The following is a 20826-nucleotide window of genomic DNA, read 5'->3' as shown; positions in this document are numbered from 1 at the left end:
CCCCTATACAAATTCCACTTCCAACTTGCCCAATAGGTCTCCGAAATCAGCAGTAAACGTATCACCTTTTTCTGCATCAAGTGCAGCAGATAATGCTCCTGATAAGATTACTTCCCCTTCTTCAACACCGATATTAAATTCAGCAAGTTTATTAATTAACCAAGCAACACAGTTCGCAGGATTCCCTAGCACATCTGTGCCACTACCTTCATTTACAAATTCACCATTTTTGTACAACTTCATATGCACATTTGGTAAATCTACTTCTGAAACTGAACGTTTCACGTTACCTAGAAGATATCTTGCTGAAGATGCATTATCCGCTATCGTATCTTGAAGTTTAATCTTCCAATCTTTTACTCTACTATCGACAATTTCTAAACTTCCAACGACATAATCAGTGGCATCTAATACTTGTTCCACTGTTACGTTTGGTCCTTTTAATGCTTTTTTCATTACAAAGGCAATTTCACCTTCAACTCGAGGCTTAATAAGCTGATCTCTTTCGATCTTTCCATTAAGAACTTCCATATTCGTTAGTAAGTGACCATAATCAGGTTCATCAACTTTTAGAAGTTTTTGCATCGCTAGTGAAGTCAAACCTATTTTTTTCCCAGTTATTCTTTCGCCTGATGCAAGTTTTGAATTGATAATTTGTAGTTGAATACCGTACGCCTCTTTAATCGATAAATTTTTCATCTCTTCTGTTAGTGGCGTAATACCTCTTCGATATTCCTCTGCTTCAAGTAATTTTTCTGACCACTCTATTAAATTAACTACCATGGTTATCCCCTTTTACAGTTTTATCGTTACATTGGACACTTCACAGTAAAATTCAAAGCTGTGTGTACCACCTTCACGGCCGATACCACTATGTTTCATGCCTCCAAATGGTGTCCGTAAATCTCTTAAGTACCATGTATTTACCCAAATCATACCCGCTTCGATTTGTGCAGCAACACGGTGAGCACGGCGTAGGTCGTTTGTCCAAATTGTTGCACCTAGGCCATAATGCGTATCGTTGGCATATTCAATTACTTCTTCCTCATCGTCAAATGGCATTACAACTACTACTGGACCGAAAATTTCTTCACGTACACAACGTGACTGTTGTGTTAAGCCAGTAACAATTGTTGGCTCAATAAAGTAGCCCTTTTCCATATGAGATGGACGGTCTCCTCCAGTAAGAATGTTACCGCCTTCTTCTTTTGCAATTTGAATATATTTCATTACTTTTTCGTAATGCTCTTTACCAATTACTGCACCAACATCTGTAGAATCCTCGAATGGATCTCCTACACGCAATTGTTTTGTACGAGCAACAAATTTTTCGATAAATTGATCGTAAACTGGTCGTTGTACGTAGATTCGTGATCCACATAAGCACACTTCACCTTGGTTCATAAAACTAGACTTCAGTGTCGTATCAATTACTTCATCAATATCTGAATCTGCAAAAATGATATTTGGATTTTTTCCACCTAATTCAAATGATACTTTTTTCAATGTAGGTGCTGCAGCTTTCATAATGACTGTTCCAGTACTTGTTTCCCCTGTAAATGTTATTGCATCTACATCTGGGTGTTCGGATATAAATGCACCTGCTGAATTACTACCAAAACCGTGGACTAAGTTAACCACACCGTCTGGCACACCTGCTTCTTTACAAAGCTCAACAAGACGTGTTGCTGTCATTGGTGTTAATTCAGCAGGCTTCATAACCGCAGTACTTCCAGATGCTAGACATGGAGCTAATTTCCACGTTAATAGAAGTAAAGGTAAATTCCACGGGTTAATCATTCCTACTACACCAACAGGGCGAGTAACAGAATAATGAAGTGCAATGTTATCTTGGTTATAGGATTCATTGCCAAGACTTGTTACGTAATCTGCAAAGAAGTGGAAGTTATGAGCAGAACGTTTTATGTCCATTTCTAAAGCTAAACTATAAGGTTTACCCGTGTCAGTAGCTTCAAGAACTGCTAACTCTTCAACATTTTCTAAAATTAAATCCCCTATTTTACGAATAATAGAAGAACGCTCTTTCACAGTGAAATTTTTCCACGGTCCTTTTAAAGCCTTTTTCGCAGATTGAACCGCTAAATCTACTTCTTCTTTCGTTGCTTCTGCAACCCATCCAATTACCTCTTCAGTTGCAGGGTTCACATTTTCAAAGGTATTCGTATGATTAGGTTCTATAAATTCTCCATTAATAAAGTTTCTGCAGTTAATACTTTTTACTTTTGAAGACAATGATGGCATTTGCTTAAACTCCTTCCTTAGAGTTTAAGCGACTTTACATTACTAGAAAGTCGCTTAAACCTTTTTTATTCTTCAACTTCAACAATCATTTCAATTTCAATCGCAGTATTATTAGGAAGTTGTGCCATACCTACTGCTGATCGTGCATGACGTCCGCGCTCTCCAAAAACTTCTACTAGTAAATCCGAAGCACCGTTCATTACTTTCGGTTGCCCAGTAAAATCTTCAGCGGAATTTACCATTCCTAAAATTTTCACTACTCGTTTTACTTTGGACAATTCACCAAGTTCATGCTTCAAAACAGAAAGTAAGTTAATCACTGATTGACGAGCAGCTGCATAACCTTCTTCAATCGTTAAATCTTTTCCTAATTTTCCGTGGAATTGGTCTACACCTTGCCCAGATGTGAAGATTAAATTACCTGTTCGAACACAGCTAACGTAATTCCCTACTGCTTGGCGTGGAGGCAATAACTCAATTCCTATTTCCTGTAAACGTTCTTCAGGCCTTTGCGTTTGATTGACCATTTGCTACAACATCCTCTTTTTTAATATTCAAAAAATTTAATGCGTTTTCACCGAATATTGCATCTTTCACTTCATCCGTTAACGTATCCATTTCATCGAGTACTTTCCCTGGATTAATTTCTCTTAGTAAAAATGGATAGTCTGATCCCATAATGATTTTGTCATGACCGAATCTTTCGATTAAATAGTTAATATTTTGTGGGTCATATACAAGAGAGTCAAAGTAGAAATTCTTCGTATAATAGCTTGGTGGATGTTCTGTTTTACGTTTGTCTGGCCAAACATTCCAGCCTTGATCTAAACGAGGTAAAATATACGGGAACGATCCTCCACCATGGGCGAAACAGATTTTTAAGTTCGGACATTTTTCCATTACGCCACTCCATACTAAACTAGCAGCTGCTAATGCAGTCTCACTAGGCATTCCTACTGTGTATAGGAAATTGTGTCTTGGTGTACGATTTTGAGCTAGTGTCTCCCAAGGGTGAATGAATAACGGCATTTCTAGTTCTTCTGCTGCTTTGAATACTGGAAGTAATTCATCAGAATCTAAATTTTCGCCGTTAACATTTGTACCGATTTCGATTCCCACTAACCCAATTTCTTTACAACGACGCATTTCTTGAATTGCAACTTCCGGATTTTGTAAAGGAATAGTCCCTAACCCTATGAATCTATCAGGATTTTCTTTCACAATATTTGCGATAAAATCGTTTTGGTATATTGACAATTCAAGTGCTTGCTCGATTGGTGCCCAGTATGAAAACGTGACTGGGACTGGAGAAATCACTTGCATATCAACATTTTCTCGATCCATATCTTCAATACGTTTTTTTACATCCCAAACCTGATCTGTTACTTCACGAAACAGTTTGCCAGCAACCATTATATCTGCCCCACACGAACATTTTTGTTCTAAGACAGGCCATCTACCTCCACCATATTTTTCCTCAAAATTTGGTAGATCAAGCGGCATTATATGAGTATGAAAATCTATTCGCTTTGCCATTCTTTCACCTTTTCTGGCATCACATGCCCACAATTATCACATGTACGAAGCTCTAAAGAATTATTAAAATGAGCAATTGCTTCTCCTAGTTGTTTTCCAATGTCAGTAATCTGCGTTCTAACACGGTGTAATTCATGATCACACTTATCGCAGAACCAAGCTACATCTTCCAACTCACCTTGTTTACGTTTACGCTCAATAACAATTCCGTACGTATCTGCAACACGATGTGGTGAATGTGGAACATTCGCTGGTAATGTGAACATTTCACCTTCTTTTACCTCGATTACTTCACGTTTTCCTTCATCATTAATAATTTCTACATAGCATGAACCTTTAATTTGATAGAAGATCTCATCTGATGGATCTACGTGGAAATCACGACGTGCGTTTGGACCACCTAGTAACATAATAAGAAACTCTGAATCATTCCATAATTCTTTGTTATTTACAGGTGGCTTTAGTAAATCTTTATTGTCCTCAATCACTTGTAAAATATTTAGTGAACGAGCTTGCATTTTACTTACACTTGTTTGGTTTGACATAATCATTTCCCCTTTGTTTTTAATAATTAATAGTCATATAACCAAGTTGTTTCGAAATCATTTGAGCAGAGTGAACAACTTCGCGAACAATTAGATGATGTTCTTTCCCTGTCATATAATTTCTTTCCCCAACTAAATTTAACGCCGCAACTACCTGTCCGCTGTAGGATTTAATGGGTGCAGCGATACCATAAGTGTCTGTTTCATTTTCATTATCGCTAATGGAATATCCCCGTTTACGAATTTCAGCGAGTTCTTTTTCCAAAACTTCCATACTTGTGATCGTGTTTTTCGATTGTTTAAACATACCTTTTGCCAACATCGGCTGTAAAAAGCTCTTATTGTAAGCGAGTAGAACTTTACCAATACTTGTTGCGTATGCTGGAAAACGTGTCATTCCTACTAATGTTGGTACAACATCAGCATGGGGTGACATTGCTTTAAATACGAAACGTACTTCTCCATCGTCAAACATCCCTATGTGTGATGTTCCTTTAAAACGCGAAACAAGTTGACTTATAATTGGACTAGCTTCCAAACTAATGTCTTGGTAATACATCACTTTGTTACCCCACTCGAGTATTTTCCACCCTAGTCGGTAACGTTTGTCACTACCCTGCACTAAAATATGTTCATCCGTCATCGTTTTTAAGAAATGGTGTACAGAACTTGGTGGTAAATTAAGTCTGTCTGCGATTTCTTTATTACTTAACGAAGGGTCACCATCTGCAAATAAATCTATGATACTAACAAACTTTTTAACTGATGATATCAGCTTACTCCCCTCCTACATTCGTTACTTCACTGTTTCTTTAACCCCTTTGTCTTCCTTCGATAAAATAGATTCTACTAAGTCAAAGGAATGATTCTTTTTAAATTTGTTATAGAAAATACTGCGCTTACGAATTGGATCTCCAGTGTAGTAGCGCTCATATTGAAGAGCCCTCATTCCGAACGCTTCTCCACATAAATCCCATGCTAATTTGAAAATTTTTATACGAAGCTCAGCATCAACACCCTCGCGACCTCCATAGTGGCGATCTATACTTGGTCGAAGTTCTTCATTTAAGAAGTCTGCTTCAGTTGGCATCATGAGTAATCCACCAGCACCAATTGTTTGCAACACTTCAATTGCACGTGGGTACATTTCTGGCATCATACCCCGAATCGTTTCGAGCGTATCAGGATTTAAACGTGCTTCCCCATGTTCTGTAATTGTATATTCACGCTCCGCTGTACGTAATAATGCGCGAATTACTTCAACAGATTGAACAAGCTCACCTAAATCACGCGATACATTCAAATATTGGTCTACACCAATTGAATCTGCTACTTTACAAGCTACTTCAACAGCAAATGCTAGTTTAATATAACCGCGCACGCCTGATTGATGTGCTGGTTGTTCAGCAATTCCTGTCATTGGGTATAGTAAGTTTGCCGCCTCAACGTTGTTGTATAGGAATACTTTATCCCAAGGTACAAATACATCTTCAAAAATAAGAAGTGCATCCATTTCCTCATATCTTGATGCAAGTGGGTGATCGAAAGTTGAACGTGTGCCATCTTGAGCTGGTTCACGGCAAATAATTTTCAATCCTTTTGTATCGATTGGTAGAGCAAATGCTAATGCATAACGCTCATCTCCAGGTGCAAACCCTGGGAACGAATAGATGATCACTTCATCTGTAATTGCAGCTAGCGTTGCAAGCATTTTAGCTCCACGAACGACGATTCCATCTTTTCGTTCTTCAACAACTCCAAGATGTGTAAACGTGTCTGATTGCTGGTGTGAATTTTTACTGCGGTCGTTTTGTGGATTTACAATCGCGTGAGTTAAGAACAAGTCATTATCACGTAAATGACGATAGTAATTTTCAATATTTTTTGCCCAATCTTCGTTGTATTTTTTTAAGAACCAAGAGTTTTGTGCTAATGATGTAACAACTGAGTTTAAGAAGTCTGGAGTACGTCCCATTAAACCGTATGTTTGACGTGCTACAACTTCAAAGGCTTTACTTCGTTTCATAATATCTTCATAGGAACGAGGGAATAAAAATGAATTGGCAACTCGCTCACCAGTTTCCTCGCAAATATGTGTTAAATCATCTTGATATGCTGGATCATGTTGTAAATCGAAAAGTTTTGCAATTTCCAATATTGGTTGTTTGAAATAAGGCTCATCAAACACATTTTCTACTAAACGTCCATTTAACCAAACTTCTGGTTTTCTTGCTTTTAATGCTTCGATATATTGTTCACCTGTTCTAATTCCCATTATTTATCCCTCCTATTGGCATCTTTTCAAACATATTTAGCAACTGAGCCCATTTTACCTTCATAAAATGTTAGCGCTTGCTTATCAGTTCTATTAAAGTTAGTAATTTCCCCAATGTATAAAACATGATCTCCTGCATCTACTTCTTTCCATGGTTTGCAGTAAATTGTTGCAGCAGATCCAACTAATGAAGGTGAATCACCAGTTTCATCCCATTCAATTTGTAAATCTTCTTGTTGGCGACCAGCAAACTGCCAAGCAGTTGCTTCCTGTGAATCTGAAAGAATATTAATAGTAAATGGTCTGCCTTTCATTTGATCTAGTGATTTAGCTCGCTTATCAATAGAAACGAGAGCTAAAGCAGGGTCTAACGAAACAGATGTAAATGAATTGACCGTTATTCCATTAATACCTTCATCATCAAACCAAGTGACTACCGTCACCCCTGTTGGGAATTTGCCGAAAGTTTGACGTAATAATTTAGTATCCATACAACCCCTCCTCAACATCATTTGTCTAAATATTAACAATTTTTAAAATTAATGGAGAGCTTAAGATTTCACTATATGAAATCTCATAAAATTTTTTTCTAAAGCTTATATATTCTATTAAATGCATTTTTATGCTAGATTTTATTAACTAATCTATTTTAATTAATAGATTAAAGTAGACTAAAATGAGGGTTTCTATAAAACTTTGTCCAATTTTCAGAATATACAAACTATAATACACTAATACTATTCAAATGAAAATAAACCCCTACCAAATTTTTGGTAGGGGTTTAACTTTGTGAGTAACTAGAAACTAGTATTCTTTATCTATTTTTTTACTTTAGTATAATCTCATCAGCGTATAGTGACTCATCTAATCGTGGTGTAAACAGAAGTGTGTCAGAAATAGCTAATGTTTGATCGTATTGGAACAAGAAAATACGTGGTCGTTCTTCAGCTAAAATTTCTTGTGCTCTTTGGTATTGTTTTTCACGTTCTACAGGATCCATATTTACAGATGCCGCTTCCAATAATTCATCAAATTCAGCATTATTAAAATCTGTTTCACCTTTAGCACGTTCAGATAGATTTAATGATAATGAATACCCTGCATCGATTGCATTAGAGTATGCAAGTACATAAAGTTCATCAAAGGATTTCGCTCTATATTTATCATTCCATCTACTACTTTCAAGTAATTCCATGTTAACTTTGAAACCAACTTCCGTAAGCATTGCTTGGATCGCTTCTCCAATTTCTTTATCCATTATATAACGCCCATTTGGAACACCTATATTTATTTCTACGCCATTTTCATATCCAGCTTCTTTTAATAGTTGTTTTGCACGTTCCGGATCATATAGATTTTTACCATGTAGATCTTTATTTGCACCAAAGAATGTAGGTGTTGTTTGCGTTCTTGTAGGAGTGGCTGCTCCCATAAGAATATTTTTAGTAATTGCTTCACTATCAATTGCAAGTTCAATTGCTTCACGTACTCTTGGATCCGCAGTTACCGTCCCTTCAGTCATTCGAGTAACTAGTTGGAAAACTCGAGGAACTGGACCTTGAACAAGTTCTGTTTCATCGTTATTTTTAATCCTTTCCCAATCTGATGGTGGAACATTCGTAATCATATCAACTCCGCCCGTTAACAATTCCCCTAAACGTGTTGAAGATTCAGGAATCACTCGGAAAACTAACTTATCCCATTTTGGTTCATATAAAAAGTAATCTGGATTTTTCTCAAGCACTACACGATCATCTTTCTTCCATTCCACGAATTTATATGGACCACTACCGATTGGATTTTGAATGAAATGATCAATTCCATTTTCCTCTATATATTTTTTAGGAAGAATATCTCCACCAGGCATAGTTAATAGTTGTAATAATGATGGTGCAGGGCCATCTGTTTTAATTTGAACTTTATATTCATCGACAACGATTACTTCTTGAATCTTTGAGAAGTCATGACCTAATAAAGTTTCATCAAGAGCAATTCGTTCTAATGAAAATTTCACATCTTCTGCTGTTAATTTATCACCGTTATGGAATGTTATATTTTCATGAAGTTTAAATTCCCATAAATCTGGCTCAATAATTTCCCACGACTCTGCAATAATCGGTTCAATTTCGCCATCATTATCTCTTACAAGAGAATTGTAAATATTTACAGTAAGAGCTTTTGTATTTGTTTGTGTATGATTATGCGGATCAAAAGTTATAATATCTTCTCCTCGTCCAATTGTTAAAACCTTTTCATCCGCTGTTACCCCACTATTATTACTGCCACACCCAACTAATATTAAAGTTAAAACACCTATTGTAATCCAAAATAGCTTTTTAGAAATTTTCATACACCCATCCCCCTAAATCTATTAAATTACTACTAGTAACAATTTAGTTATTAACTTTCTTCGAGTTCTCAAATTCTTCTTTTACATTTTTTAAGATTTCAGGATCCACTGCTAAATCATAAGCAGTCATCGCTAACGCCTTTGCTGCTTGATTTAAACCAACCATTCCTCGCTCTGATCCTGAATCCCTTGTAAATTCAGGTGTATGATTTGGGGCGTCTCCAATTTTGATATAAGACTGAACTGTAGGAACGATCTGACTCACATTCCCAATATCTGAGGATGCAATTCCACCTTGTTTAGGTCGCTCTTTTACTTGAACTCCCATTGACTCCAAATTATCTTTAAATAAATCTGCCATCGTTAGATTATCGTTACGTTCTGCATATACTAAACCTTCTTCTATTTCACATTTAGCACCTACAGCAGCAGTAGAATGACGTACCGCATTGTATACTTTTTCTTTTACTAGTTCTAATCGTTTTCTAGTAGAAGCTCTAATTCCAAATTTTGCTTCACAATAGGCTGGGACAACATTAGAAGCATCTCCACCTTTTGTAATAATTCCGTGAATTCTCACATCATCTGTGAAAAATTGTCTTAAACTATTTATTGCATTAAAGCTATTAATGACAGCATCTAAAGCACTGATTCCATCTTCAGGGGCAAAAGCTGCATGAGATTCTTTTCCATAAAATTTAAATGTCGTATTTACTGCCGCTAGTCCACCTAAGTAGGCTAAAGAATCACGTAGTGGATGACACATCATTGCAGCATCAAGATCATCGAATACCCCATGTTCACACATAATGATTTTTCCACCACCGCCTTCTTCAGCTGGTGTTCCGATTACTTTTATTGTTCCTGGGAAATTAGGAAATGCGTCTTTTATTGCAAGAGCTGCACCTACTGAAGAAGATGCAATAATGTTATGACCACATCCATGCCCTAACTCTGGTAATGCATCATACTCTGCTATAAAGGCAATGGTCGGTCCTTCAGATGATCCTTCCCATGTTGCTACAAAGGCAGTTTCAATATTTGCAACACCTTTTTCCACCTTAAAACCGGCTTTTTCCAATGTATTTGTAATCCATTCAGCTGCTTTATACTCCTTAAATCCAAGTTCCGGATTTGCATGGATTTTTAATGCAAGGTCTCTTATTTCACTATCTCTGTTATCAACTGCTTGTTGAATTATTAATTTCTCACTAAGGATATCTTTTGTAATCAAAATTCCCACTCCCTTTTCTAATTTGTTTTCCTAATAATAATTTTTCCTGAAGTTAATATTATTGTGGGGGGCTACTATTATTAGAAAATTATGACTATTTAACATGATAACATAGATTTCAAGAAAGGTTGACCTTTGATTTCATATTATGAAATTTAATGATTTTTTTAGAATTTTTATGGAGTAGAATTGAGTTTTGATACATTTATACCTAAACAATTTTGAATTAATAATTCTCATAATCAGTAATTACGTTTTAAAAATAAAAAAAGGATTATCCTAAAGTTATTTAAACTTTTGGATAATCCATATTCAATATAATTTCTAATAAGCCCTCATTTTAATTAAAGGAGGCGTCTACGTTCATGTTATTTAGTCAAGTCCTTAATCTTGTGTAAATTCTATATCGAATGTTTTCAACTTAAATTTTACGTACCCATTTGGGCTCGAGTATAACTATCCCTAACATTTTTTCGGCCTTAACTTCCGTGGGCAAAAGTCTCCATATCCAATAAAGGCTGTCAAAGGCTCTTTTCACTTTGATAGCCTTTATTGGATATGGAATACTCCCAGGAATAGAAGTTAAGAACGAAAAATTCAAAGTCTTATTTAGCTAGAGATTTCCTTCGGTCATAATTTTTTTCTTGATATTCCATTAACACTGCTCCTACTAAACGGAAAGCTGATTGTGTATTCGGGAATATACGTAAGACAGTTTCACGTCTTCTTACTTCCTGATTTAAGCGTTCAAGAGAGTTAGTACTTCGGATATGTTTTCGAATTTTTTCAGGAAAATTCATATATTGAATGGTATCTTCGAAACCTTCATCAAAGGTCGTAAGAGCTTTTTCATATCTTGGGTTATCACTGAATTGTTCCAGTAGTTCATCCTTAAATTTACGAATATCTTCAATTGTAATGGCTTCAAAAACACGCTTAATCATAGTACGTATTTCAGAAGAATCCTTTTTTGGTAGTTTATCCATGATATTACGCTTAAAATGAACATTACATCTTTGCCAAGCTGTACCGATAAATTCACGTTGTATAGCTTTCTGTAACCCCTGATGTGCATCAGAAATTATAAGTTTTGGAGATTGGAGCCCACGAGATTTTAAAGATTGAAAAAAACGAGTCCAGCTCTCATAACTTTCGACATGATCAACACTTAATCCGAGTATTTCTCTTTTATCCGTTTGCTCATTAATCGCAGTCGCTATATAAATAGCCTTAGAAACGACTTTATGGTGCTCACGAACTTTAGTATACATAGCATCAACAAACATATATGGATAATAAGTCGTATTCAAAGGCCTGCTGGCCCATTCATTGATAACTGGATCTAACTTTTGAGTAAGCGTTGAAACAAATGATTTTGAAACACTTTTACCACATAGTTGTTCAACAATATGAGTGACTTTTCTTGTAGAGACTCCATTTATAACCATCTCTGTCATAGATACAATCAATGCCTGATCGCAACGAGCATATTTTTCGAATACTGAAGGTGAAAATTCACCGTTACGTGTTCTAGGTACTTTCAGTGTTATTTTGCCTATGCTTAATGTAAAGTCACGTTCATAATAACCGTTACGATAATCACGACGCTCAGAAGAGCGCTCATAAGCAGCTGCTTGTAAATATTCATCACGTTCTTTTTCCATGAACTCATTTAAAACAAGAACGATAGCTGATTTAACAACAGTATCAATGTTTGAATTTATAACAGAATCTTTTAAAAGATCCATATTTAGGTTAAACTGAATTTGGGTCATTTTAATATCCTCTTTTCTAATGTTTGTCGTAGCTGAAAACATTCTAACCAAGAGGAATCAAAATGACTCTTTTGTTTTTACACAATTATATGGACTTAATCTGTTATTTTCTAATAATGCCTCGATTTTGGCTAATAACTAGTGCATTTTGTCTAATATCTCATCGATTTCTTCTAATATTTTCAACGAAGGCTCTGACTTTATAGTTATTGTCTAATAATGCCTTGATTTTGGCTAATAACTAGTGCATTTTGTCTAATATCTCATCAATTTCTTCTAATATCTTTAACGAAGACTTTGACTTTATAGTTATTGTCTAATAATGCCTTGATTTTGGCTAATAACTCATGCATTTTGTCTAATATCTCATCGATTTCTTCTAATATCTTTAACGAAGACTTTGACTTTATAGTTATTGTCTAATAATGCCTCAATTTTGGCTAATAACTCAGGCATTTTGTCTAATATCTCATCAATTTCTTCTAATATCTTTTTCGCAGACATCAAAAATCTAGGTTACTTATTAATTTGTATAGTTCTCATCCGCAAAAAAACCCCTTTCCTAAGAAAGAGGTCCATAAATATCTATCGCTTAATATTATAAAAAGCTTTTAATCCTAAATACTGCGCAGTTTCGTTTAATTGATCTTCAATGCGAAGTAATTGGTTGTATTTTGCAACACGGTCTGTACGAGATGGAGCACCTGTTTTAATTTGGCCAGCGTTTGTTGCTACAGCGATGTCTGCAATTGTTGCATCTTCAGATTCACCAGAACGGTGAGAAATTACTGCTGTGTAGCCTGCGCGTTTTGCCATTTCAATCGCATCTAAAGTTTCTGTTAAAGTACCGATTTGGTTAACTTTAATAAGGATTGAGTTACCTACACCTTGTTCAATTCCTTGAGATAACTTCGCAGTATTCGTTACGAATAAATCATCTCCAACTAATTGAACACGTCCACCGATACGCTCAGTTAATAACTTGTGACCAGCCCAGTCGTTTTCATCAAGACCGTCTTCAATTGAAATGATTGGATATTTTGAAGTTAATTCTTCATACCAGTCAACCATTTCTTCAGAAGTTTTCACAACTCCTTCACCTGATAAGTGGTATTTGCCGTCTTCCTTATTGAATAACTCAGAAGATGCAACGTCCATTGCAAGTTGAACTTCTTCGCCAGCTTTATAGCCCGCGCGCTCGATTGCTTCTAAAATAACAGTAATTGCTTCTTCGTTCGAACCTAAGTTTGGAGCAAATCCACCTTCATCTCCAACAGCTGTGTTGTAGCCTTTTTCTTTAAGAACAGCTTTTAAGCTATGGAAGATTTCTGCACCGATACGTAATGCATGACGGAAGCTTTCTGCTCCAACTGGCATAACCATGAACTCTTGAATATCAACGTTGTTATCCGCATGTGCGCCACCGTTTAAAATGTTCATCATTGGAACTGGTAGTTGCTTCGCATTTACGCCACCAAGATATTGATATAAAGGAATATCTAAGTAGTCACTTGCTGCATGTGCCACAGCTAATGAAACACCAAGAATAGCGTTTGCACCTAGTTTCCCTTTATTTTCAGTACCATCTAATTCGATTAACGCTTTGTCGATTAGAATTTGATCAAGAACAGAATAGTTACCTTCTAATTCTTCAGCAATTAACGTATTCACGTTTTCTACTGCTTTTAAAACACCTTTACCAAGATAGCGAGATTTGTCGCCGTCGCGTAGTTCTACTGCTTCGTATTCACCAGTTGATGCACCGGATGGAACGATTGCGCGTCCAAATGCACCTGATTCTGTAAATACTTCTACTTCTACTGTTGGGTTACCACGTGAATCTAATACTTCGCGAGCATAAACTTGTGTAATAAATGGCATTGTAATCAAGTCTCCTTAATGAATCAATTTAGTCTTTAGCAAAATTGCATTTATTTTTAATGGCATGAAGCCCAAAAACCTAAATTACTACTTAACCTCTTCGATAAGCGGTTTACCTGTCATTTCTTCTGGTTGCTTTAGTCCTAACAATTTTAACATTGTAGGTGCAAGGTCAGCTAAAATTCCACCATCACGAACGACAACATCCGATTTAGTCACAATGACAGGAACTGGATTTGTCGTATGGGCAGTCATCGGTTCACCCTTAATTGTAACTACTTCATCAGAATTTCCGTGATCTGCTGTAATAATTGCAGCGCCACCTTTTTCTATAATGGCATCCACAATTTTTCCTAAACATTCATCGACTGTTTCAATCGCTTTAATCGTTGGCTCAAGCATTCCACTATGACCAACCATATCCGGATTTGCAAAGTTCAATATGATCGCATCGAATTTATCTTCTTCAATTGCTTGTAACAGTGCTTCTGTTACTTCGTATGCACTCATTTCAGGCTTCAAATCATATGTAGGAACTTTAGGTGAAGGAATTAATATTCGCTCCTCGCCTGGGAAGGTTTGCTCACTTCCTCCACTCATAAAGAAAGTAACGTGCGGATATTTTTCAGTTTCTGCAATACGAAGTTGAGTTTTTCCACTTCTAGCAATAACTTCACCGACAGTATTTACTAAATCAATATTTTCAAACACGACTTGTGCATTAACCTCTGCACTATAATGTGTAAATGAAACAAATGAAAGATTTTTAGGATGTTTCTCAGATAATTTAAAACCAATAAATTGATCGTTTGTGAAAGCCGTCGACAACTGAATTGCACGATCTGGACGGAAATTGAAGAATACAACCGCATCATTCGTATCAATTGTTGCTACAGGTTTGCCCTCTTGTGTGATCACAAATGGAATAACAAATTCATCATGAACTTCTCTTCCATAAGAGTTTTCAACCCCGATTTTTGCACTAGGGGCCGTTTGACCAATTCCATCTACGAGGGCATTATAGGATAATTGAACCCTTTCCCAACGCTTATCCCGATCCATTGCATAATAACGACCGTGGATTGTTGCAAATTTACCTACACCGATTTCATTCATCTGTTTTTCAGTTTCTTCTATATAACCAAGTGCTGTTGTTGGACCAACATCACGTCCATCTAAAAAACCATGTACATAGACTTCATCGATGCCTTTTTGTTTTGCAAGTTTTAACATTGCAAAAAGATGTTCGTAATGACTATGTACACCGCCATCTGATAGTAAGCCCATCAGATGGAGCTTTGAATTATTAGACTTTACATGCTCAATCGCTTGTAATAACTTTTCATTTTCAAAGAAGTCACCTTCACGAATGGATTTATGAATTCGAGTAAGACTTTGGTACACGATTCTTCCTGCACCAATATTTAAGTGTCCCACTTCAGAATTACCCATTTGACCATCAGGTAACCCCACTGCCTCACCACTTGCTGTTAACGTTGAGTGAGGAAATTGGTTCCAATATCGATCAAAGTTCGGTTTCTTTGCTTGTGCTACTGCATTTCCATACACTTCGTCACGGAAAGCAAAGCCATCGAGTATAATTAATGCTACGGGTTGTTTAGGCAAATGCTCTCGCCTCCAATTTGTGAAATAAACTACGTCTTTAAGTTAAAAATTAATTTTGAGCTCCTGCTATTTAGAAAAACTTAACTAATTGCCTTATTCACTAAAGCAAGGAATGAATCCACTTGTAGACTAGCCCCACCTACTAGAGCGCCATCAATATGTTCTTTTGATAATAACTCTTCAATATTTTCCGGCTTCACACTGCCTCCATATTGAATACGAACTTTTTCGGCACAGTCTTTGTTAAATAATTGTTCAACAACATTTCTAATGGCACCGCACACCTGATTGGCATCATCTGCTGTTGCAGTTTTACCTGTGCCAATTGCCCAAATCGGTTCGTAAGCAATGACCATATGTTCCACTTGTTCAGCAGTAAAGCCGTTCAATGCTGCTTTTATTTGGCCGCTCACTTTTTGTTCCGTCTTACCTGATTCTCGTTCTTCTAATGTTTCACCACAACAAATAATAGGAACAATGCCAGCTGTTAGGGCAGCAGCCACCTTTTTATTCACCGTTTCATCCGTCTCATTAAAGTATTCACGGCGTTCTGAATGACCAAGAATAACATAATCAACATTTATGGAAGAAAGTTGAGCTGGACTGATTTCACCTGTAAATGCACCTTCATTTTCATAGTGCATATTTTGAGCACCAATCGCTAAATCAAAATCAGCAGCGATACCTACCAATGTTGGCAAATATAAAGCTGGTGCACAAATAACAGCATCTACCTTATCTTCAGTAGGAATTTGATCTCGTACAGCTTCTAAAAACTGAGTTGCTTCATCAAATGTTTTATACATCTTCCAGTTTCCTGCAATGATTGGTTTACGCATAGGCCTACCTCCTTATTTGTCATTTAAAGCAACGATGCCAGGTAGTGCTTTACCTTCTAAAAGTTCTAGGCTAGCTCCGCCACCTGTAGAGATGTGGTCCATTTTTTCAGCAACATTAAATTTTTCAACAGCTGCAGCTGAATCACCACCACCAATAATCGTGTAACCAGCAGTTTCTGCCATTGCATCTGCAACAGATTTCGTTCCATTTGCGAATGGTTCCATTTCGAATACACCCATTGGGCCATTCCAAATAATTAACTTAGAGTTTTTAATAATTTCAGCGTACTTACTTGCAGTTTTAGGCCCGATATCAAGTCCCATCCAGTCTTCTGGAATTTCATTAATATCCACAACTTTTGTTTCAGCATCTTTAGAGAATTCATTTGCCACAACAGCATCCACTGGTAAATGAAGCTCGACACCTTTTTCTTTTGCTTTTTCAATAAAACCTTTTGCAAGCTCGATTTTATCTTCTTCTAATAATGACTTACCAACTGAATACCCTTGAGCTTTACTAAATGTGTAAGAAAGTCCTCCACCGATTAATAAATGGTCTACTTTATCAAGTAGATTTTCAATTACACCAATTTTGTCTTTTACTTTTGATCCACCAATGATGGCAGTAAAAGGTCTTTCTGGATTCGATAATGCTTTACCAAGAACGTCCAATTCTTTTTCCATTAATAAACCAGAAACCGCAGGAATATGTTTTGCAATTCCTTCAGTAGAAGCATGAGCACGGTGAGCAGCACCAAATGCATCATTTACATATATATCAGCTAAACTCGCAAATTGTTTTGCAAGTTCCTCATCATTTTTTTCTTCACCTTTATGGAAACGCACATTTTCAAGAAGAACAATCTCTCCGTCTTGCATGTTCGCAATCATTTCTTCAACTTGACTACCAATTGATTGATCTAATTTTGTAACAGCTGTTCCTAAAAGTTCGGCTAAACGTACTCCAACTGCTGTAAGGCGCATTTCCTCGTTTACTTCACCTTTTGGTCTTCCTAAATGAGAAGCTAAAATAACCTTTGCACCATTATTAGTCAATTGTTCAATTGTTGAAAGCGCAGCACGAATTCTCGTTTCGTCTGTAATTTTTCCATCTTCCATCGGTACATTAAAATCAACGCGAACAAAGACACGTTTTCCTTTTACATCAATATCATTCATCGTCTTCTTTGAAAACATGAAGAAAATCCTCCTTGAATTACATAAGGTTGATCATCATTTCACAACCATTTTCATCTTTTTTATATACATTTTTAAAATTAAGAAAGAGCGATGGGTCCTTCTCAGCGGCCAAGAGAGCCACCGACACGCCACCGCTCTTATTACCCATCATCATTATAAATGGAAATCATTTTTAAGGCTATACTTAATATAGAAACTAAGGATAATTATGTTACACTTTTTCGAACCAAATCAAATAGTATAGCACATTTATTTGTTTAAGCCTTGTTCAGCTATATAAAGAGCTAGATCAATCAAACGACTTGAATAGCCGATTTCATTATCATACCAAGATAAAACTTTAATCATATTATCTTCTAATACCATAGTAGAAAGACCATCAACTGTAGAGGAATTTGAATTTCCGTTATAGTCAATTGATACGAGCGGTAGTTCGTTGTAGCCTAAGATTCCTTGCAATTCTCCGTTTGCAGCCTCTTTTAGTGCATCATTTACTTGTTCAACAGTAACCTTAGTGTTTAATTCAGCTACAAAGTCAACACATGACACGTTTGGTGTTGGAACACGAATCGCAAATCCATCTAATTTACCTTTTAACTGCGGCAGCACTTTCGCTACAGCAATCGCTGCACCAGTGGAAGTTGGAATCATAGAAACCGCACCAGCTCGAGCTCTTCTTGGATCGCTATGTGGGAAATCTAAAATTCGTTGGTCATTTGTATAAGAATGGACTGTTGTCATTAATCCACGTTTAATACCGAACTTTTCATCAAGTATTTTTGCTACTGGAGCTAAACAGTTTGTCGTACATGAAGCATTCGAAATCACATCTTCTGTATTTTTATAGTTTGTATGGTTAACTCCCATTACATAAGTAGGCATTTCACCTTTTGATGGTGCAGAAAGAATTGCTTTTTTCGCACCCGCTTGCACGTGTTGAGATACTTCTTCCATGGAACGGAATCTACCAGTTGCTTCGATAACAACATCAACATCTAGTTCACCCCAAGGAAGTTTTGAAGGGTCTTTTTCAGATAAAACACGCACTCTTTTGCCGTTTACAATAAATGCATCATCTTCAGATTCAACCTTCGCATCATATATTCCATGGATAGAGTCGTATTTCATTAAATGAGCTAATTGATGAGCATCCGTTAAATCATTTACAGCAACCACTTCTAATTGTTCACTTTTCATCGCTTCTCGAAACACTAATCTACCAATTCGTCCAAAACCATTAATCGCAATTTTTAAGGGCATAATTTTTCCTCCAATATTACAATTTTTATAATTGTACCTTTATTATTTTTACCCTTTGAGAGAAATATTAACCTCCCTCATTGGATTTGATGATTAACTTAGGTGTTCCAACAATGTCGCATAATCTAGTTGCCCATATTGGATTACTTTGTCATCCTTTTCCACTACAGGAATCATGAGCATATATTTTTCGTGAATGTCATCAAACTCCTCAATATTAATATGTTCAATTGTAAATGGGATATCTTCTTGGACTAATTTCAAGGTAATTAAACCTTCTTCGCAAAGCGGACAATCAGGTCGACTATAAAATTTAACAATCATCAATTAACCTCCAATAACAACCAACTACTTTACCAATTATTGTATCAGAAAAGATGAATAATCAAAAACAACCTACACACACTAATTTCGTACGACCTTTAAACACTTAAGGAGGAACAATATGACAAACAATTTCATGGATCAAAACCAATCAATGCAACAATCAACGAATATGCCACTTTCTATGAATCACGGTGCTCACGAAGTATTAGACGTTCATGAAGTGTTAAGTGCTTCAATTGGTGCATTAAATACATTTATTTTCTTCCGTCAACATGTACAAGACCAAGAGCTTCTTAATATTTTGGATAGACAATATGCATTTATGCTTGATGAGTACAATATTACTGCAGAATGTTTCAAAACGGGTCAAGATCCTAGTCACCCGACTCGTTCATACAAAATGCAAATGGGTAACGACTCTAAATACGGTTTAACACCAGGTGAACCGAAAAAACCTATGCAGTCACCAACTGAAATTAATGACGGAATTATTTCAGGATTCCTTTTAAGCTGTCATAAAATGGGCGCAACTGGTAAAACGACAGCAGCCCTTGAAGCAACAAACCCAGTTGTACGCCGTGTGTTACAAGACTCCATTCCTAACTGTATTGAAATGGCATACGAATTGTCACTTTATCAAAACCAAAAAGGCTATTACCAAATTCCTCAATTATCACAAGCAGACATGCAAGCAATGTTAAATATGTATGGTCAGGCTGATAAAGCACCAGGAATGCCGAGCTAACATTGGATTAAATAAAAAATCACTTTTCACACTCTGTGAAAGGTGATTTTTTTGTTTTGTATTAATTATTCATGACAACACAAAATACGAATAGAGGTGTAATTGATGAAAGAAAATATAAGCTACTTCCAGATAATAATTGAAACAGTTTCTACATTTTTTGTCCTGTTAATAATGACAAGACTATTAGGTAAGAAACAATTAAGTCATTTAACTTTTTTTAATTATATAACAGGCATTACAATAGGTTCACTTGCTGCAAATATGGTGTTAATTAGTACTAGGGATTTCTTTAAAGAACTGACGACACTAATTATTTGGTGTTTACTGTCAATGATTATTGCCTATATCGGATTAAAGTCAGGGAAAGCAAGAGTCGTCCTTGATGGGGAACCTACTATTTTAATTAAAAAAGGAGTCATCGATAAAAAATCCTTATCAAGCACAAAGTTAAATATTGATGATTTAACAATGTTACTACGACAAAAAGATGTTTTTTCAATTACGGAAGTTGATTATGCAATATTAGAACCTAACGGGACATTGAGTGTTTTGAAAAAACAACAATCCCAAAACGTACAGAAGAAAGATTTAAATATAGATTTAATTATGCCGACTTACATACCTACAGAAATAATTGTTGATGGAAAAATAATAGCGGATAACCTAAAAGAGCTAGGTCTAAGTAACGATTGGCTAAATAAACAGTTAGAAAATGCTGGTGTGTATTCAACTAAGGAAGTTCTTTATGCGGAAATTCAATCTGACGGGCAGTTGTATATACAGAGTTTAGGGATGTATTGAAATGGGGCGTTTGGCCTTCTGGCGAATATCCTTTGTATTTTGGCGAATAACTCTCTCAATTTGGCTAATACTTTATGCATTTTGGCGATTATCTGCAGCGTAGAAGCACGAGTTCGGCTTTCTAGCGAATATCCTTTGTATTTTGGCGAATAACTCTGGCACTTTGG

General features: G+C 36.2%; 19 protein-coding genes and 1 pseudogene. 2 read left to right on the top strand and 18 right to left on the bottom strand.

Annotated elements, in window-relative coordinates:
- Positions 1-3: 3 nt before the first annotated feature.
- The 18 genes and pseudogenes from CRO45_RS11125 to CRO45_RS11045 all read right to left on the bottom strand — a co-directional run bounded on the left by CRO45_RS11125 (position 4) and on the right by CRO45_RS11045 (position 19107).
- Positions 4-783, bottom strand: coding sequence for a 2-keto-4-pentenoate hydratase (locus tag CRO45_RS11125; protein WP_097149718.1), 780 nt, complete (start codon positions 781-783; stop codon positions 4-6).
- A 12-nt stretch (positions 784-795) separates the two neighbouring features.
- A complete protein-coding gene (locus CRO45_RS11120; RefSeq protein WP_097149717.1) occupies positions 796-2262 on the bottom strand; it encodes an aldehyde dehydrogenase in 1467 nt (488 codons plus the stop codon).
- Positions 2263-2327: 65 nt separating this feature from the next.
- Positions 2328-2789: a RidA family protein gene (locus CRO45_RS11115; RefSeq protein ID WP_097149716.1), complete on the bottom strand. Its 462-nt coding sequence runs from the start codon at positions 2787-2789 to the stop codon at positions 2328-2330.
- Positions 2764-3798: an amidohydrolase family protein gene (locus CRO45_RS11110; RefSeq protein ID WP_097149715.1), complete on the bottom strand. Its 1035-nt coding sequence runs from the start codon at positions 3796-3798 to the stop codon at positions 2764-2766. The genes CRO45_RS11115 and CRO45_RS11110 overlap by 26 nt, the downstream gene beginning before the upstream one ends.
- Positions 3783-4316, bottom strand: coding sequence for a 3-hydroxyanthranilate 3,4-dioxygenase (locus CRO45_RS11105; RefSeq protein ID WP_408057138.1), 534 nt, complete (start codon positions 4314-4316; stop codon positions 3783-3785). The genes CRO45_RS11110 and CRO45_RS11105 overlap by 16 nt, the downstream gene beginning before the upstream one ends.
- A 46-nt stretch (positions 4317-4362) precedes the next feature.
- Positions 4363-4902: an IclR family transcriptional regulator gene (locus CRO45_RS11100; protein ID WP_235864578.1), complete on the bottom strand. Its 540-nt coding sequence runs from the start codon at positions 4900-4902 to the stop codon at positions 4363-4365.
- Positions 4903-4971: 69 nt separating this feature from the next.
- Positions 4972-5115: pseudogene (locus CRO45_RS20345) on the bottom strand (helix-turn-helix domain-containing protein); the annotation flags it as partial.
- 24 nt (positions 5116-5139) lie between these two features.
- Positions 5140-6618, bottom strand: a complete 1479-nt coding sequence (locus tag CRO45_RS11095) for a 4-hydroxyphenylacetate 3-hydroxylase family protein (protein ID WP_097149712.1) — start codon at positions 6616-6618, stop codon at positions 5140-5142.
- A gap of 26 nt (positions 6619-6644) precedes the next feature.
- Positions 6645-7109: a flavin reductase family protein gene (locus CRO45_RS11090; RefSeq protein ID WP_097149711.1), complete on the bottom strand. Its 465-nt coding sequence runs from the start codon at positions 7107-7109 to the stop codon at positions 6645-6647.
- 335 nt (positions 7110-7444) lie between these two features.
- Positions 7445-8968 carry an ABC transporter substrate-binding protein gene (locus tag CRO45_RS11085; RefSeq protein ID WP_097149710.1) on the bottom strand — a complete coding sequence of 508 codons (1524 nt, stop codon included), beginning with the start codon at positions 8966-8968 and terminating at the stop codon, positions 7445-7447.
- Positions 8969-9011: 43 nt separating this feature from the next.
- Positions 9012-10211 (bottom strand): M20 family metallopeptidase, encoded by a 1200-nt coding sequence (locus CRO45_RS11080; RefSeq protein ID WP_408057134.1) that lies wholly within the window; start codon positions 10209-10211, stop codon positions 9012-9014.
- 596 nt (positions 10212-10807) lie between these two features.
- Complete coding sequence (locus CRO45_RS11075) at positions 10808-11977, bottom strand: IS256 family transposase (protein ID WP_097149709.1); 1170 nt, start codon at positions 11975-11977, stop codon at positions 10808-10810.
- A 585-nt stretch (positions 11978-12562) separates the two neighbouring features.
- A complete protein-coding gene (gene eno, locus CRO45_RS11070) occupies positions 12563-13858 on the bottom strand; it encodes a phosphopyruvate hydratase (protein ID WP_097149708.1) in 1296 nt (431 codons plus the stop codon).
- Positions 13859-13945: 87 nt separating this feature from the next.
- Complete coding sequence (gene gpmI, locus CRO45_RS11065; protein ID WP_097149707.1) at positions 13946-15484, bottom strand: 2,3-bisphosphoglycerate-independent phosphoglycerate mutase; 1539 nt, start codon at positions 15482-15484, stop codon at positions 13946-13948.
- An 80-nt stretch (positions 15485-15564) separates the two neighbouring features.
- Positions 15565-16323, bottom strand: coding sequence for a triose-phosphate isomerase (gene tpiA / locus CRO45_RS11060; protein WP_097149706.1), 759 nt, complete (start codon positions 16321-16323; stop codon positions 15565-15567).
- Positions 16324-16335: 12 nt separating this feature from the next.
- Positions 16336-17520 (bottom strand): phosphoglycerate kinase, encoded by a 1185-nt coding sequence (locus CRO45_RS11055; protein WP_097149705.1) that lies wholly within the window; start codon positions 17518-17520, stop codon positions 16336-16338.
- Between the two features lie 252 nt (positions 17521-17772).
- On the bottom strand, positions 17773-18783 hold the full coding sequence (gap, locus tag CRO45_RS11050; RefSeq protein ID WP_097149704.1) for a type I glyceraldehyde-3-phosphate dehydrogenase: 1011 nt from the start codon (positions 18781-18783) through the stop codon (positions 17773-17775).
- A gap of 93 nt (positions 18784-18876) precedes the next feature.
- Positions 18877-19107, bottom strand: a complete 231-nt coding sequence (locus CRO45_RS11045) for a glutaredoxin family protein (protein WP_097149703.1) — start codon at positions 19105-19107, stop codon at positions 18877-18879.
- 121 nt (positions 19108-19228) lie between these two features.
- Between CRO45_RS11045 and CRO45_RS11040 the strand changes: the two genes are divergently transcribed.
- Positions 19229-19855 carry a spore coat protein gene (locus CRO45_RS11040; RefSeq protein ID WP_097149702.1) on the top strand — a complete coding sequence of 209 codons (627 nt, stop codon included), beginning with the start codon at positions 19229-19231 and terminating at the stop codon, positions 19853-19855.
- Positions 19856-19960: 105 nt separating this feature from the next.
- The gene (locus CRO45_RS11035) at positions 19961-20659 is read left to right on the top strand and encodes a YetF domain-containing protein (RefSeq protein WP_097149701.1); all 699 of its coding nucleotides are present in this window, start codon (positions 19961-19963) and stop codon (positions 20657-20659) included.
- Positions 20660-20826: the final 167 nt, after the last annotated feature.

It is taken from the genome of Ureibacillus acetophenoni (genome assembly GCF_900220965.1).
GTDB lineage: Bacteria > Bacillota > Bacilli > Bacillales_A > Planococcaceae > Ureibacillus > Ureibacillus acetophenoni.
Note: the sequence above shows the minus strand (reverse complement) of the source record. Positions and strands in the feature narration are given on the sequence as shown.